Genomic DNA, 339 nt, shown 5'->3' on the forward strand with positions numbered 1-339 from the left:
AGCTTCAATCGTGGCAAACTCGTGAGTTACTGTGATGTCATTGGGATTTTCGACTGCTCGGTAGACAGCCTCGGCTGCTACGCCCTTCGCCTTCTGAACAGGAGCAAAATCGTCGTAAACTTTCCGCCAGGTCTTGTAGTCGGAAACCGTGTGTCTAACAAACATAGTCGTCATCAGATGTTCCTCCCAGACTGGTCGTAGCAATCTTTCCACGAACGCTAGAAACAGCACTTCCAGTAGCACCAGTATAATACCGGCCACTGCTTGGAGCTATTTCATTTCCGGGTTGCACTGATGCCATCGGACGCTTGCCCTTTGTCCGATAAAACTGAGGCGTGC

General features: G+C 50.4%; 1 protein-coding gene. It reads right to left on the reverse strand.

All coding sequences use genetic code 11. The features are described from left to right. On the reverse strand, positions 1-174 hold a 174-nt coding region (locus tag AC0L3K_RS40785), incomplete at its 3' end, for a cyclase (RefSeq protein WP_473368231.1). Positions 175-339 lie beyond the last annotated feature (165 nt).

This window comes from Bradyrhizobium sp. MI1.10, assembly GCF_055811035.1.